Genomic DNA, 12,629 nt, shown 5'->3' with positions numbered 1-12,629 from the left:
GAGGTGATAGCCGCAATCGAGTCGAACCGCCGCGGCATGGACTCGGTCGCCGTGGCCGGTCGGCCCGACATGCTCACGCAGCATGTGAGTTCACGGCGAAACGCCGCGCTGGTGTTGGCCATCCTGTGGTTCCAGCAGTCGGAATCCCCGAACGTCGAGCTGAGCGAGCATCTCCTGGCGCCGCCGTCGGCAGCGGACCGCTTCGCGACCGATCCAGCCGAAGTAGCCGAGATCAAGGGCAGACCCGTCGGGGCAGGACCGGCGACGCTACATGAGCGTCTGCTGGCCGAATACAATGTCACACCCGATCCGGACGGAATGGTCATGTTCCCTATAGATCCGGACAGCGCACTCGGGAAAGCTCTGGCAGCCGCCGGATTCGAGCCGAGACGAGTTACCGCCGATGAGGCCCGGATGCTATCCGAACTGACCGCGGAGGCGATGGACCTGCACAACAACGAGGTGGGTCGTCGAATCCAAGCCGAGCATCCGAATGCGTCGCCCACCGAACTGAAGGAGCTTGTGAAGAAGGCGGTAGAAAACGGTCAATTGGTTGTCGTCGGACCCGACGGTCAACTGAAGTACAGCAACCAGGTGCCATTCGGCGACACGGGGATTACCGACAAAGAGCCCCCGACACGAGGTGGTCACGACCCGGAGGTGACGCGCGGTGAGCCCAAGAACGGAACCTACTACTAAGGGAAAGTGGCTTCGCAGGGCGCTGTGGGGCGTTCTTCTCGTCGCTGTGCCGGTGTTGGCGGTGGCCGGACTTCTGGCATATGTGGCTGGCGGCCCGTTCGAACCGCACTTGAGTGAGGACAAGGCGCTGTCCGCACAGTTGAACGACCTGTGGCGGAAGGGCAGCTCCGCGCCGCTGCGCGACCTTGCCGGCGGAAGCTGGGACCGCGTCTACGTCTACCAGCAGGAATACCTCGGCCGGGAACAGGTGGAGCGAGAAGTCGGTGCACCAGTGGAGATGGAGGACACTTTCTCCAAGAGTGGCGCGTCAGTGCTGGTCTTCGCGCGAGGGAACGGCGTTCAGCATGCGATTTGGGTTGACGTGCCTTGATTTCAGGGCTTTACACCGCGGACGTCGAGCTTCGGGCGCCGGGCTACCCACACTATCTCGAATTCGTGGAGCCCCGGCCAACAGGTCCACACCTGATCGAAGACACCGATCTGGAGGCGAAGAAGGACGAACTCTTCCGCACTCACGGCTCAGCCCTGCTCCGCGATCTCACCGGCGGCGATTGGGACCGGGTCTACGTCGTGACCGCCGACACCCGTGCGAAAGTCGAGGCGTTCGTCGGCGCTCCAGTCGAGATGGAACCCACCTTCACCGAGCGTGGCAGCATTCTCGTGTTCACGAAAGACGGTGCGGTCCAACGAGCTGCGTACATCCGCGGGTATCTTCCTCCAGACGGCGTCTACGGCCCTGCCGTACGTCTCGACGCAGACGTTGCCCCTCTGGAGGTACGACTCGTGGAACCCACTCCGCCTACGACAACGACCGCGCCGCGGTAACTCGGCCGCAGCATTGATGCGGACGGTTGATCGGTGGGGGTCCCCCGCCTCCACCGAGGCATACTGCCGAGCTACTCGGTGGCCGACCATCAGGAGTCCAGCTCAAGGACGCCTCGAGCTTGGCCTTCGGCAACTACGCCTTCCTCCTGCGCGACCCCGACCGCTGGCGCAAGCTCGGCTGGCGACTCGACCGAAACCAGGTCATCGATCTGCTGGAAAGAGTCCGGAACGTTCGCAACGACTTAGTGCACTTCGCTACCGGCCCCTTGTCGGAAGAACAATTCGCCGCGGTCACCGGGCTCTTGCAACTGCTTCGTACAGCCGAGCCGAACCCGCGGCAGTCGGCATCGGAGCATCGACGACTACCTCCCGAAGGGCGACGACCGTCAACGAGGAATGGGGGTCGCTGAACCAGCAGGTAGCAGACGTACCTTTCCTCTCTCCCGCGACTGTCGAGTCGGCACGTCGCCGTGGTTCGGCGTGCCGACCGAGCGTCATCGAGCGGACATGGGCGCGCAGATCGTGGTGAAGTACTGCACTGCCGCCAGTATTGCGATCGGGGCGGAGACGAGTAGTTGGCCGACGACGGCGGCAACTACGTTTATATTCCGTCCGCACGGGTGACCATACCGGCCATTATGCCGGGCACCCGAATCCACAAATTCGCTGCCCCGCCGGCGCGCCGGACCGGCTACAGCAGTGGCGGACACGTGCACGTTTTCAATCTCCACTGAACCATAGATACCCGTTCCCACGAATAGCGGTTTCGGCAGCATCGCGCAATATGGCGAGCATCTCCGCTTCTTTGTCGTTGTTCGGCGACAGATTTGCCAGTTCGTCCAGGAGCATGGTCAGCTGGGTTGTGTTGAACATTGTGTCCGCGTGCGCGTGAAGACCCCGAAGTAGCGAACCTGCCGGAGCATTCTCTCGATACCTGACCAGCGTATCCTCCGCGTCACCATATACCAGTTCGACCCGCTCGTGGATTCGATTTTGAATAATTATGTCGATTCCCAATTCAACTCCTGGCATCTACGGGATCGGGTACATGGTGATAATGCCGCCGAATCGGTCGGTAATGATCTTGTATCGGCTGGTAGCGTGGCCGCCCAACTGCTCCGACACGCTGCCGATGACTTTACCGGCGTCGACCTCGCGTTCGAAATTACCGTCGTGGTTGGGTCCGCGCGCCGGTGAGTTTTCGGCGGCCTCGGCCAGCTCGTCGAGCTCCTCGCCGGTAATCGTGTCAGGCCAGGTACCCTTCGAAGGATTGTAGTTGGGAGCGCCTTTGACATGCTTCCCAAGGATGTACTTCTCGACTTCATCAGTCATACCCGGAGCCGGGTTGCCCGGAGCCAGCGGCAAGCTCTCGAATTTGTCCTCATCATCGATGTAAACCTTCATGGCGATGATGGCAGCGAGTTTGAGCGCGATATCGGTGAGGCTGGGGACTTTGTCGAACGCAGTGACGGTGAAGGCTGCGGCACCCGCCACCACGGAGGCAGTGCCGATTATTTTGATGAGTTTGCTGGCGTCGTAGGTGCTTTTGAGCACTCTCGCGGTGTTGCCCGCGATCGCAACGACGCCGACACCGGCGGCGACGTCGCTGAGGGCAGCGGTGATCCAGGAGGCGGCGACGCCGATAACGACAGTGGTTCCGGCTGCTATCAAGGCGTTGGTGACCGCGTCCCGGAATTTGTCGCGGGTTTCAGAGGTGGCGGTGCTGTATTCCGCGACAGGTGTGGCGAGACTGAGGGACGCGGAGGCAAGCTGGGTGGCTCCGCCGTTGAGAGTGGTGAGGTGACCGAGGAGGGGGTCGAGACCCTTTTTGTCCTGGATGTCGCTGAATAGGTTGCTGATCTCGGTGATCCGGGATGCGGCATCGGTGATGGTCTTGTGTTCGGCGAATGTCTTCCAGGTCGACGCGGCCTTGGCGAGCTTGTCTTTGTTGCCGTTGGGCAGCTTGCTTCCGAACTCTTCCTGGACCTTCCCGACCAGGGCGTCGTAGAAGCCGGGGACACTTCCCTTTCCCTCGGTGACACCGTCGCCGTTGTTGCCGATCGAAGTCGGAATGATCACCTTGTACTCCGACATCGCCGTCACGGTGGGCCGGTCGGGCATCGGGTTGGACTTATTGGACAGTGCCCAGTTGTACCCGGCGGCGTAGAGCATGTTGCCGAAGTTGGTCAGGGCGTCGGCCAGGTTCGTGCAGGTCTGCATCGTTTCCTGGGCGACACGGTCGTAGGCGTTCCCCCATTGTTCACAGCCCGCGGTGTTACCGGCCATGCCCGCACATTCACCTTTGACCGCGTCGTGAACCGGTTTGTCGGCGGCACGGAGGTCGGTGGCGAGGGCGTGGCATTTCTTGCCGGCGTCGTAGTAGGTCTGCCAGTCGATAACCAGTACACCCATCTGTCTTATCCCTGGGAGAACATTTTGTAGTTCGTGTCGTGGGCGGTGGCGTAGCGCGCATGGGCCGCCTTCGCCGCGTCGCTGACATCCTTCACACCTTCGACGAATTCCCTTGCCCCGGCGATCCATTGAGTGTGGGCATCGGCATACGCTTGGGCGGCAACCCCTTCCCACCCAGTGCCGGCCAGGGTGGCGACCCGGTCATCGATCTCATCGAGATACTCGCCGATGAACCCGGCCAGACTCGACAGACGGACCACGATCTCATCGAGATGGTCCAAGTCGACCGAAAACCGAGAGTTCATGGCAGATCCAAACTCGAAGTGCTCAGGGACGCAGCGTTGCTCTCATCACGTGCCTGGTAGGTTTCCGCAGTGACGCCGAGCTTTTCCGCCATCCCTGTCAGGGCGGTCATGATTCTGGCGCCGCCATCACGGACCTCGGTCCAGCCCTCGGAGAATTCGTTGGCCGCGTCGCCGGTCCAGCTGCCATCGGTCAGCGAAGCGACATCAGTCGCGGTGGAGTCCAACGCCGTGCGCAGTGCCTCGGCCAACTCATAGACATACTTGCCCACGTCGCGCACCTTTTCAGGCACCACCGCTAGGTTCTGGCCAGAGGCTGGCGTCCCCCCATCACTCATGACGCGAATCCTAACCGATACGCGACGGGGGTAGCCATAGAGCGAGGTGGAAGATCTTCGTCGGTTGCGCTCCGCTCAGCACCCTAGAAGACTGTGTCCGCGATATTGATCAAGCCTCGATCCATCGATGTTCCGGTATTTCAACACACATTCAGCCACCTCATCTGCGGAACTCACGTCCGCCCCTACGCGGCATACAAAGTCGAGTCGCTTCCGAAACTAGCGCAGTGTCGCTCGGCGGACACGTCGCCGGAGCATAACGGATCGACCACGTCACGGCAGCCCTGCCACCGGCCCCAGGCGAACGCCGGTCCACCGATCCCGCACCGGCAATACGCGCCGACATCTTCATCAGCAGGGCGCTGTTCGAGGCAGCCGTCCAACTCCGGCCGACACCGCTATCGAAAAGCTGTGTCAGGACTCTTCAGCTGACACGCCCTGTCGACAGTGTTATGTATCGGACGTCTTCATCCTGTCCAAAATCCGGGGCTGCCATTGGTAAAACCAACTGAACTTGTAGGACTCCCCAGCGGGCGACGACGTTGCGGCATAGGTGAATCGACGGTCGGTCGTACGGACCGGGACTTCATCGACGAGTTGCCCGAAGCGCGGTTCGATTCGAACCGGGAGCGTTCTCGGGTCCGGTGTTATCACCGGGAAACAGAGACGCTCGATCCGGCGCGATTCCCAGCTGAAGGTGGCGTATATATCGAATGCTTTCTCGGTGAGCGAGAGAAAGTCATCGCTCGGGTCCGGGAGTCCGGCATCTCGGTGCAGCGACACGATGGCGCGTGGTTCGAAGCACTCGGCCGGCAGTCCGGGGAAGTACACGTTCATCGTCTTGTCGTGGTAGTCGATGCCGAGCAAGCCGACTTTGTCCTCCAAGCCGTGGCGTGCGAACATGCCGACGTGGTCGGCGAGACCGGGCGGCATGGACGGTAGTTCGGCGAGTTCCGACACCTTCTGCATGCCATCGGCAGGAAAGAACGGCCAGATTTTCTTGAAGCCGCCGACTACACCGACGTCGATCCCGTAGCTGTGGATCGGGCACCGCTCCCGGACCTGGTCCAGCAGAGCCCCGACCGGATGATCGGTCTCGGAAATGAGCTCGTTGGAAAGGGCTATGTCGTAAGGGTCGATGTCGCTCGGCAGCGTCAAGAAGCGGTAGTCGAGGTCTCCCGAGCGGCGGGCGTCGGTGACCACTCGGAGGGAGATCACGGAACGCGTGAGCATCGTGCCGTACGCGGTAAGAGTGGGCCGGACAGCTTCTCGAGTGCAGGGCACGTTCCATAGCCGCGCGGATTCCTCGATGGCCGCGTAGAGATCTTCCAGCTCGGATTCGGTAGTGGTGAACACGCGTCCTTCCAGAGATCGGTACTACGAGCAACATCACGGTTTCGCCAATTCCATTCAACCAGAATGCAACTAAGGGGCGGGTGCCACACGTGGGAACGCGGGCAGCGCTCTGCGCTGCCGCATCTTTCCAGGGTCACGCGGTTGACGGACGGACGTGGCGGGTGAGGGCATGACCAAGGTGCCGGATACCCACACGTCATCGGCACACTGTGGCCCCATCGACGACGAAATCGCCGTGCAGGTGGCCGACGCGTTCTACGCCGCTCTGGTCACCGACCCGGACGTGACCGATGCCGCATACGCGCTGCACCGCGCCATCCAGGCTGTGCGCGATGCGCTTCCCGCCACCCCCTTGCTCTGGGCCGCCTACCTGCACCCCGGGGCATGAGAGCCGGCCCGGATCGGCCCCGCATGCCCGCCTGCGTCGTCAGCACTTCGGCGTGAGCGGAGTGCACAGAGGCAGCAGGTTCATGCGGGCCGGGGTTTCCGTGACGGGCGGCGGCGGGGGAACCGCCTCGGTGGTGAGCACAGGAGCTCGGGTCGGTTGCACAGCGCCGCCGGTGGGCGTCGAGCAGGAGGCGGCCAGTATCCATATTGTGCCGATGACCAGCACGATCAGCGCCACCGCGGCGATTTGTTGCGAGCGGTGGCCGCGTGACTTCGATTTCTCGGAGGTGCGACCGGGGATCCGCGCGGACAGGGCGGTTATCTGCTCGCGAACCGGGACCCGTGGACGGCGCTCGAGCACAGCCGTCGGCGTGGGTCGGCGCAGTGGCTCGGGTGCGGCGGTGGGCGTCGACCACGATGTGGGCCGGTTCGGCGGAGGCGCCTGCACCGGACGTGGGCGCCGAGGCCGGTCGGCGGCGGGCTCGATCCACGACGACCAGTTGTCCGTGAAGGACGACGGTGCGGGCGCCGATCGCGCGTCGGGAGCGAATTCCTCGTCGTCGGGCGGGAACTCGGAGTCGGACTCGGCAGTGGCGGACCGTGTCGACGGTACGAATCCGGTGGTGAAACGTCCCGTCGCATCGGCGTACGGCTCGGCGAGTTCGTCCCGCGCGGGCTTCGCCGCGAGTCGGCCTTCGAACCGAGGCGGCTCCGCGTACTCGTCCGAAAGCACATCGGAATCGAGCGGCGGTGCGTCCGAAAGAGACGATGCGGACCGGTGATCGTCTTTCCGAGCGTGCAGATCGGCATGAGTTGCCGGGTCCGGCGGCACGGGATGTGATTCGGGCTCCGGCGCGAGGTATTCCGGCGCGAAGGGATCCGCTTGGGCGGGTTGCGCCTGCGCAGCTACGGCGACAAGTGCCTGCGGGGAATGCGACTCTGACGCGGACACCTTCTGGCTGCCGCCTGGCACATCCGTGTGCTCGAGTGACTGCCGAGCCGTCGACGACGCCCCTCGGGCTCGCTGTGCGCTTTCGGCACTGGGCCGCGTCGACAGCACGAACTCCGAGCTCTCGTGCTCCTCGACATCCTGGGCGAGGGGCGCCTGCGCCACGGTTCCCGATGCGTCGGTCTGCTCCAGGGCAGGCATCGCGGACTGCGACGCAGGCGACTGATCTACCTCCGGGACATGCTGATAAACCTCATCTGCCTCGTCATCGTTTTCCGCGGTTCGCGTCGAGCCGGATTCGCTGAGTCGCGCCGCATCCGGATCGATGGCGTGCGACTCGGGCAAGTCGTCAACCGGTGGCGCGTCCGAACCAGCCGACACGTCGTCGGTGTCGGAATCTTCGCTGGACGTCCTACCCTCGAGTTCGGGAGCCTTCCGCGTGACGCTCTCCAACGCCGCCAGCGTCCCGGCCCGTAACTTCCGCTCCGCCGGAAAACCGTCCGCCACCAGGTCGTCGACGGTGATCTGGTCGCCCAGGTTCAAGTCCGTCAGGAGGGCGTGGGTGCGTTCGGCGGTCCAGATGAGCTTGCGGCTCGCGGTGCGGTGGAACCAGGCGCGCAGGTCGGCCTGACCGGCTCCGAGCACCACCGCGCATCCGCGCCTGCGTGACTCGATGTTGAGCGTGAGGTTCGAATCCCTGGGCGGCACCACGACGATCAGGCCGTCGACGAAGGCCTCGGCATTGTGCTTGCGCACCAGCGTCTTCAAGTTGAAGACGTTGTTCGTCACCTGGTCGAACGGGCTGCTGTCGTGGTCGCGCACGTGGATCGGGTCGCCCGCGTAGCCGGACAGCCGCCAGCGGCCGTTGGCCTGCACCGACAGGACACCGCTCGTCGCCTCCGGGACGGTGCCCTTGACCTCGACGACGACCGCCGCCCTGGGTGTGATCACCACCAGATCGGCTTCCTGCGTTTCGTCCTTGCGCTCGCGGTCGGGTAGGTAACACCCCGAGATCGCGAGTCCCACAATGACGTACTGGCCGGTCCAGCTCCGCATCCAGTCGAGCACGCGCTGTTCGGATCGCGGCGCCGTCGTTCGTTCATTGATGACCAACATCGGCGGCCTCCATCGCCGTCCACACCATCGACCACACAACGGTATGCGCCGCGATTTCCGGCACAAAATCGAAAGACACTGGAGCAACAGGGTATTGGCAGCACAAGGGCATACGAAGTGCGGCGTGTGGGCAGCGCCACAGTCGCGATGCGCCCGTCAACCCCGAAGCGCCGCAGCCAGGGCCGGGTCCACCGAGAACGCTATGGCGATCAGCGATTCGACCAGCAGGTCGATCAGCTCCGCACGAGAGATGGGCTCGGAGCGCAGCCAGGTGAGAGTCGATTCCTCGACGAACGCGATCCAGCCGCGCATCGCGAGCATGAGGCGAGGGTGGTCGGATTCGGCGATCGGAGTGGGAGTCTCGGCGAGGATGATGCCGATGATCGAGTCGCGGGTCTGGTCGACCAGCGGAGCCAGCTCGGGGCTGACGCTGGTGGGGCCGCGCAGCAGTGCCAGGTATGAGGTGCGGTTCTCGGTGACGTACTCGACGTAGCGTTCGATCGAGTCCCGCAGCATCTCGAACAGGCCGAGCGAGCGGTCCGGGGCTACGCGCTCGAGCAGTTCGGCGTTGGCGTGGTGCACGATCGCGAGCTGGAAGTCCTGCTTGGTCGGGAAATAGTGGAACAGCAGGCCGCGGGAGATCCCTGCCTGGGCGGCGATCTCGCTGACGGAGATGTCCTCGATGGCGCGCTCGCCGAGCATCTTCGCACCCAAGGTGATCAGCTGCTCGCGGCGCTCGTCGGGGCTCAGCCGCGTGCGCTTGGGGGCGTCTCCCTGAGTTCTGGTCACCGGAACATCCTACTGAACGCCAGTCAATACACTGTTGACTCGCGCTCAATAGAGTCGTAGGCTCGGTTACATGAGTCGCAAGGTTACAGACAAAGCTGTCGCCGCCCGGCCCGCGCGCCATGCCAAGACGATCATCATCGGCAGCGGGTTCGCGGGCCTGGGTCTGGCCATCCGGCTGACTCAGCAGGGTCGCAACGACTTTCTCGTACTGGAGCGCGGCAGCGACGTCGGCGGCACCTGGCGGGACAACACCTACCCCGGCGCGGCCTGCGACGTGCCTTCGCACCTGTACTCGTACTCGTTCGCGCTGAACCCGAACTGGTCGCGGTCGTTCTCCCGGCAGGGCGAGATCCAGCAGTACATCCAGGACGTGTCGAAGCGCTACGACGTGCGCGACAAGCACATCTTCGACTGCGACGTGACCAGCGCCCGCTGGAACGACGAGACCGCGCTCTGGGAGATCGAGTCGACCAAAGGCAGCTTCACCGCGAACACGGTGATCTCCGCGGTCGGCGCGCTGTGCGAGCCCGCGCTGCCGGACATCAAAGGCATCGGCGAGTTCGAAGGCGAGATCTTCCACTCCGCCCGCTGGAACCACGACGCCGACCTCACCGGCAAGCGGGTCGCCATCATCGGCACCGGCGCCTCGGCGATCCAGATCGTGCCTGCCATCGCCCCGAAGGTCGGCCATCTGGACGTCTACCAGCGCACGGCGCCGTGGCTGCTGCCGCGCCTGGACCGCCCGTACACGAAGGCCGAGCGACTGGCCTTCAAGCACGTGCCGGGTCTGCAGCGACTATCCCGCGCGGCCATCTACGCCGCGCGCGAGACCCAGGTGGTCGGCCTGGCCAAGGTGCCGGCCCTGATGCAGTTGTTCGAGGCGATCGCGAAGGCCAAACTCCGCTACGAGATCCGCGATCCGCAGTTGCGCGCCAAGGTCACGCCGAATTTCCGGATCGGCTGCAAGCGCATGCTGATCTCCAACGACTACTACCCCGCGCTGTCGCGCCCCAACGTCGACGTGGTCACCGACGGCATCGCCGAGCTGCGCGCGAACTCGATCGTCACCGAGGACGGCACCGAGCGCGAGATCGACGCGTTGATCGTGGCGACGGGCTTCCACGTCACCGACTCGCCGACTTACGACACGATCGCGGGCCGCGACGGTCGCACCCTGTCGGAAGTGTTCGACGAGATCGGCCAGCAGGGCTACAAGGGCTCGGCGATCGCCAATTATCCCAATCTGTTCTTCCTGCTCGGCCCGAACGTCGGCCTCGGGCACACCTCGATGGTGTACATGATCGAATCTCAGATCAATTACATCGCCGACGCACTGGCTACCATCGACCGCCTCGACCTGCGTACCGTGGAGGTGCGCCGCGACGTGCAGGATGCCTATAACGCCGACCTGCAGGCGAAGCTGGCGGGCAGCGTCTGGCTGACCGGCGGGTGCTCGAGCTGGTACCTGGACAAGCACGGCAACAACACCACGCTGTGGCCGGACTTCACTTTCGAATTCCGTAGGCTGACCAAGACATTCGACGTGGCGGCGTACGACATCTCCATTTCCCAGGCCGACCTGAAAGCAGTGGCATCGTGAGCAGTGACGCTTACTTCGAGAACAAGGTATGTGTGATCACCGGAGCGGGTTCCGGGATCGGCCGTGCGCTGGCGGTGAATCTGGCCCGGCGCGGCGCCAAACTGGCACTGTCGGACATCGACGTCGACGGTTTGAACGAGACCGTGCGCCGCTGCGAACAGCTCGGCGCCGAGGTCAAGTCCGACCGGCTGAACGTGGTCGAACGCGAAGCGGTGATCCTCTACGCCGACGCGGTGAAAGCGCACTTCGGCACGGTGCACCAGGTCTACAACAACGCGGGCATCGCCCACCACGGCGAGGTCATCCGCTCGGAGTACAAGGACTTCGAACGCGTGATGGACGTCGATTTCTGGGGCGTCGTCAACGGCACCAAGGCGTTCCTGCCGATGGTCATCGAGTCCGGTGACGGCCACGTCGTCAATGTGTCCAGCCTCTTCGGCCTCATCGCGATTCCCGGGCAGAGCGCCTACAACGCGGCGAAGTTCGCGGTGCGCGGCTTCACCGAGTCGCTGCGCCAGGAGATGCTCGTCGCGCGACACCCGGTCAAGGTCACCTGCGTGCACCCCGGCGGCATCAAGACCGCGGTCGCGCGCAACGCCACCTACGCCGAGGGCATCGACGCCAAGTCGGCCGCGACGATGTTCGACCGGAAGCTGGCCATCCACACCCCGGAGATGGCGGCGCAGACCATCGTCGAGGGCGTGCGCAAGGGACACGGCCGCGTGCTGATCGGGTGGGAGGCCAAACTGCTGGACCTGTTCGTCCGGGTCACCGCGTCGGGCTACCAGCGGATCGCGGCCAATGTCGAGCGCCGCTTCCTGCCCTGACCCGGATTCGAGGAACGACGAATGCGGGACATCGACCTGCCACTGCCCCTCGCGCGGGCGGTACTGAATCCGATCTTCCGGGTCACGCTGAACAAGCGATTGCCGTTCACGGTGCAGCGCAGGCTGCTCGACGTGACTTCGCGGGCGCAGTTGCTGCCCACGGGCGCTGTCGTGCGGCCCGTGCGCCTGGGCGGCAGGGCCGCCGAGCGGATCGATTTCGCGGACACCGCCGAGCACGGCGCCGTGCTCTATCTCCACGGAGGCGGATACGCGGTCGGCTCGGTCGCGACACATCGCTCGCTCGCGGCCCGGCTGGCACGAGACATCGGTTGCGCGGTCTACGTGCTGGACTACCGGCTCGCGCCGGAGCACCCCTTCCCCGCGGCACTGGACGACGCCGAGGCGGCGTTCCTGGAGCTGGTGGCTACCTCGGGACTGCGGCCGGATCAGATCGCCGTCTCCGGTGACTCCGCGGGCGGCGGTCTGTCGCTCGCGCTGGCTCAGCGACTGATCGCCCGGCACGGGCAGACCCCGGCCGCGCTCGGTCTGATCGCGCCATGGGCGGACCCGAACGAGATCCCGGAGCGGGAACGCGATCTGGTTATCAACAGGCCCTGGTCACGCGCCTGCGCCGCCGCCTATCTGGGCGACGGCGACGCCGCCGACCCGGCCTACGCCCCGCTGACCGGCGAGCTGCGCGGCCTGCCGCCGACCTACGTGCAGGTGGACGTCAGCGAGCTGCTGCACCGGCAGTGCGTCGCGCTGGTCGCCGCGCTGCGCGAGGCGGGGGTACACGTGCGCTTCTCCGAGAGCAAGGGCTTGTGGCACGTCGCTCAATTGCAGGCCGCGCTGGCGGCGCCCGCAGCGGCCGCGCTGTGCGAACTCGCCGAGTTCCTGCGCGAAGCGATTCAACCGGCGGACCTGCGCGAACTAGGATGAAATTCGAGCGGGTCCCCAGCCTGCGGTGATGTACGGAGGCGATTGGCGGTGGTCGACCTCACGGGCCCGGCGCAGGTGTCGTAGATTACT

At 64.6% G+C, this 12,629-nt stretch carries 14 protein-coding genes; 7 read left to right on the top strand and 7 right to left on the bottom strand.

What is annotated here, in order from left to right:
* The first annotated feature begins 36 nt into the window (after positions 1-36).
* The 3 genes from ACWEH3_RS23400 to ACWEH3_RS23390 are packed head-to-tail and all read left to right on the top strand — an operon-like array spanning position 37 to position 1,524.
* Complete coding sequence (locus tag ACWEH3_RS23400) at positions 37-699, top strand: DUF6973 domain-containing protein (protein WP_450021117.1); 663 nt, start codon at positions 37-39, stop codon at positions 697-699.
* Between the two features lie 46 nt (positions 700-745).
* Positions 746-1,069 carry a hypothetical protein gene (locus ACWEH3_RS23395; protein ID WP_450021115.1) on the top strand — a complete coding sequence of 108 codons (324 nt, stop codon included), beginning with the start codon at positions 746-748 and terminating at the stop codon, positions 1,067-1,069.
* Complete coding sequence (locus ACWEH3_RS23390) at positions 1,066-1,524, top strand: hypothetical protein (protein ID WP_450021113.1); 459 nt, start codon at positions 1,066-1,068, stop codon at positions 1,522-1,524. Before ACWEH3_RS23395 ends, ACWEH3_RS23390 begins: the two co-directional genes overlap by 4 nt.
* Before the next feature lie 720 nt (positions 1,525-2,244).
* Here ACWEH3_RS23390 and ACWEH3_RS23385 read toward each other — a convergent pair.
* The 5 genes from ACWEH3_RS23385 to ACWEH3_RS23365 all read right to left on the bottom strand — a co-directional run bounded on the left by ACWEH3_RS23385 (position 2,245) and on the right by ACWEH3_RS23365 (position 5,932).
* Positions 2,245-2,541 (bottom strand): hypothetical protein, encoded by a 297-nt coding sequence (locus tag ACWEH3_RS23385; RefSeq protein WP_450021111.1) that lies wholly within the window; start codon positions 2,539-2,541, stop codon positions 2,245-2,247.
* Positions 2,542-2,556: 15 nt separating this feature from the next.
* A complete protein-coding gene (locus ACWEH3_RS23380; RefSeq protein WP_450021109.1) occupies positions 2,557-3,936 on the bottom strand; it encodes a hypothetical protein in 1,380 nt (459 codons plus the stop codon).
* A 5-nt stretch (positions 3,937-3,941) separates the two neighbouring features.
* Entirely contained in the window at positions 3,942-4,217 is a 276-nt protein-coding gene (locus ACWEH3_RS23375) for a WXG100 family type VII secretion target (protein WP_450021107.1), read from the bottom strand.
* Positions 4,218-4,237: 20 nt separating this feature from the next.
* Complete coding sequence (locus tag ACWEH3_RS23370; RefSeq protein WP_450021105.1) at positions 4,238-4,576, bottom strand: WXG100 family type VII secretion target; 339 nt, start codon at positions 4,574-4,576, stop codon at positions 4,238-4,240.
* A gap of 450 nt (positions 4,577-5,026) precedes the next feature.
* Positions 5,027-5,932 (bottom strand): aromatic prenyltransferase, encoded by a 906-nt coding sequence (locus ACWEH3_RS23365; protein ID WP_450021103.1) that lies wholly within the window; start codon positions 5,930-5,932, stop codon positions 5,027-5,029.
* Positions 5,933-6,101: 169 nt separating this feature from the next.
* Between ACWEH3_RS23365 and ACWEH3_RS23360 the strand changes: the two genes are divergently transcribed.
* The gene (locus ACWEH3_RS23360; RefSeq protein ID WP_450021101.1) at positions 6,102-6,320 is read left to right on the top strand and encodes a hypothetical protein; all 219 of its coding nucleotides are present in this window, start codon (positions 6,102-6,104) and stop codon (positions 6,318-6,320) included.
* A 39-nt stretch (positions 6,321-6,359) separates the two neighbouring features.
* On the opposite strand, the gene ACWEH3_RS23355 is transcribed toward ACWEH3_RS23360, so the two are convergent.
* Both ACWEH3_RS23355 and ACWEH3_RS23350 read right to left on the bottom strand, forming a co-directional pair.
* Entirely contained in the window at positions 6,360-8,384 is a 2,025-nt protein-coding gene (locus ACWEH3_RS23355; protein WP_450021099.1) for an NERD domain-containing protein, read from the bottom strand.
* 156 nt (positions 8,385-8,540) lie between these two features.
* Positions 8,541-9,173 (bottom strand): TetR/AcrR family transcriptional regulator, encoded by a 633-nt coding sequence (locus ACWEH3_RS23350; protein ID WP_450021097.1) that lies wholly within the window; start codon positions 9,171-9,173, stop codon positions 8,541-8,543.
* 70 nt (positions 9,174-9,243) lie between these two features.
* Here ACWEH3_RS23350 and ACWEH3_RS23345 point away from each other — a divergent pair, with 70 nt between their 5' ends.
* The 3 genes from ACWEH3_RS23345 to ACWEH3_RS23335 are packed head-to-tail and all read left to right on the top strand — an operon-like array spanning position 9,244 to position 12,539.
* A complete protein-coding gene (locus ACWEH3_RS23345) occupies positions 9,244-10,773 on the top strand; it encodes a flavin-containing monooxygenase (protein ID WP_450021095.1) in 1,530 nt (509 codons plus the stop codon).
* On the top strand, positions 10,770-11,600 hold the full coding sequence (locus tag ACWEH3_RS23340; RefSeq protein WP_450021093.1) for an SDR family NAD(P)-dependent oxidoreductase: 831 nt from the start codon (positions 10,770-10,772) through the stop codon (positions 11,598-11,600). The genes ACWEH3_RS23345 and ACWEH3_RS23340 overlap by 4 nt, the downstream gene beginning before the upstream one ends.
* 21 nt (positions 11,601-11,621) lie before the next feature.
* A complete protein-coding gene (locus ACWEH3_RS23335) occupies positions 11,622-12,539 on the top strand; it encodes an alpha/beta hydrolase (RefSeq protein WP_450021091.1) in 918 nt (305 codons plus the stop codon).
* Positions 12,540-12,629 lie beyond the last annotated feature (90 nt).

This window comes from Nocardia sp. NPDC004718 (assembly GCF_053601535.1).
This window is presented reverse-complemented; position numbering and strand designations above follow the sequence as displayed.

What these genes read in the sequence shown, in the direction of transcription:
- ACWEH3_RS23400 (WP_450021117.1), top strand. Translation starts at nt 37, where the DNA reads ATGGACTCGGTCGCCGTGGCCGGTCGGCCCGACATGCTCACGCAGCAT.
- ACWEH3_RS23380 (WP_450021109.1), bottom strand. Translation starts at nt 3,936, where the DNA reads ATGGGTGTACTGGTTATCGACTGGCAGACCTACTACGACGCCGGCAAG.
- ACWEH3_RS23370 (WP_450021105.1), bottom strand. Translation starts at nt 4,576, where the DNA reads ATGAGTGATGGGGGGACGCCAGCCTCTGGCCAGAACCTAGCGGTGGTG.
- ACWEH3_RS23360 (WP_450021101.1), top strand. Translation starts at nt 6,102, where the DNA reads ATGACCAAGGTGCCGGATACCCACACGTCATCGGCACACTGTGGCCCC.
- ACWEH3_RS23355 (WP_450021099.1), bottom strand. Translation starts at nt 8,384, where the DNA reads ATGTTGGTCATCAATGAACGAACGACGGCGCCGCGATCCGAACAGCGC.
- ACWEH3_RS23345 (WP_450021095.1), top strand. Translation starts at nt 9,244, where the DNA reads ATGAGTCGCAAGGTTACAGACAAAGCTGTCGCCGCCCGGCCCGCGCGC.
- ACWEH3_RS23335 (WP_450021091.1), top strand. Translation starts at nt 11,622, where the DNA reads ATGCGGGACATCGACCTGCCACTGCCCCTCGCGCGGGCGGTACTGAAT.